Origin of the sequence: Erwinia typographi (assembly GCF_000773975.1) — a bacterium.
In the GTDB taxonomy this organism is placed as follows: Bacteria; Pseudomonadota; Gammaproteobacteria; order Enterobacterales; family Enterobacteriaceae; genus Erwinia; species Erwinia typographi.
Map to the genome: position 1 here is coordinate 1 of NZ_JRUQ01000103.1, position 1,805 is coordinate 1,805.

The 1,805-nt window shown below is 47.8% G+C and carries 2 protein-coding genes and 1 pseudogene; 1 reads left to right on the forward strand and 2 read right to left on the reverse strand.

Going from position 1 to position 1,805, the window contains the following annotated elements:
• Positions 1-97: 97 nt before the first annotated feature.
• Complete coding sequence (locus NG99_RS26100; protein WP_157032721.1) at positions 98-853, reverse strand: glycoside hydrolase family 19 protein; 756 nt, start codon at positions 851-853, stop codon at positions 98-100.
• On the opposite strand from NG99_RS26100, the pseudogene NG99_RS26105 reads away from it, so the two are divergent.
• Positions 835-1,158: pseudogene (locus NG99_RS26105) on the forward strand (IS1 family transposase); the annotation flags it as partial. The gene NG99_RS26100 and the pseudogene NG99_RS26105 overlap by 19 nt on opposite strands.
• Positions 1,159-1,256: 98 nt before the next feature.
• On the opposite strand, the gene NG99_RS29765 reads toward NG99_RS26105, so the two are convergent.
• The coding region (locus NG99_RS29765; protein WP_034899530.1) for a hypothetical protein at positions 1,257-1,805 on the reverse strand (549 nt) is incomplete at its 5' end.

The following is a 1,805-nucleotide window of genomic DNA, read 5'->3' on the forward strand; positions in this document are numbered from 1 at the left end:
ACCTTGACGGACTCGACCCATGTTTCCTCCTTTACGTAAACAGCTTCCCCACCACTACACGACCAGATAATCAGAAAAAAAGCTATTCATGCTGCTGTCAGCGAACGAGTATGGCTTTCGCCCTGTCAAAGCGCTGCTGCCTGTCACTCAGGCCATTCAGACCACCATTTATCAGCCGGGTAACTGCTTTGATATCCGCGGCAACTGAATCACAGCCCCGGGCATGCCAGTACCAGGCTGCCGAACGGGCGGCGTCTTTATCCTCTGCCAGCAGGTCGGGATTGTTCACAAGGTCATCACCCAGTGCGTTACCACAATCGGTGTAATTATATCGGCCTGTGAGTTGGATCAGCCCCCTGCCGCGATAGTTCCACCCGTCATCAGGACTTGTGTTACCCATTCGGTTCGCGTAGACAATATTTGCTATCCCCTTCTGGTCTGCCGGATGATCGGCGGTACGCCCGTAAATTTGTGCCGATACCTCGGTGAAATACTTTCCGAAAACACTCAATAGTCCGGCAGCAGAATAGTTAAGGCTTTCAACGGCCACACTAAATCCCGCAGACTCATGCCCCACCTGCGCGATGAACATAGCCTGCGCCACAGTATCGGTGATGGAAAACTCATGCAGCGCCTGCTTGATATGAGAAAACCACCGGGTTGCCAGCACATCGTTCAGGCCTGAAGCATTTGCAAACTGTGATTTATTCACTTTTTTATTCCTGAAAAGGTGGCCAATGTTGCCCTTCACACGAAGCAGCAACAGGCAGAACAACAGATTGATGAATACTTCCGCCCAGTCAGTATAGAAGTATTCCCCTGTCAGCACCCGAATACTGGCTCTGGTATGCATACAATACAAAAACAGGCGGCGTTCTGGCCTACACTTTTGGCCCGCGAAACGATGAAACCTGCCGTGAACTGTTGGCGCTGCTCGCCCCTTTCGGTATCGGCATTATAACCAGCGATGACTGGGGCAGTTATGCCAGAGAAGTGCCGAAGGACAAGCATCTGACCGGCAAGATTTTCACTCAGCGTATTGAGCGTAACAACCTGACACTGAGAACCCGAATCAAGAGGCTGGCTCGCAAAACTATCTGCTTCTCACGCTCTGTTGAACTTCATGAAAAAGTCATCGGTGCCTTCATCGAAAAATAAATGTTCTACTAAGTGGAATCATCACCAATCCGGCCATGCCTAGCTGAAATTTTATTTATTCAACTAAGACACAGTTTGGCTGCAGGCCTGATAGCACCTCATTTTCCTTTAAGTTCTAAATATACTTGATGCCCATATAATTCACCATCTGAATAAAATGCATAAATAATTAGGTGGGTATCAATCTCACTAGTACAGGTATTTTCAACAGTACCTTTTAAGAAGTCAAGTAAAACTAAATCAGTAGTTATGTTAAATGATCCACCTATGGTTACGCTGTGTTTTTCACCGAAAAAGTCTATTACGTATAAGTCACTCTTAAGGCATTTCATTGCCTCTGTATCTTTAACAATTACATTATCAACCGGTATTTCTTTAACAAAATCCAAATAAACTTCTGTTTCATGGGTGAATTGAGGAGTATATAAATCCAGATCTATATTCATGGAATTCGAGCCCGATATGACATTATATGTTGCAACAAGAGAGCATCCCTCACCTCCAGCGCTACGCGCAACTGTATACCACACCGTCACGGCGGCGCCGTCCGCGTCATCTGCCAGCGTCTCCTTCACAACCAGCGACAGCGCCTTTCCGGCCTCCGCCACCGTCACCGTGTGGTCGGTCGTGGTGGTGCCGTCAGCGGC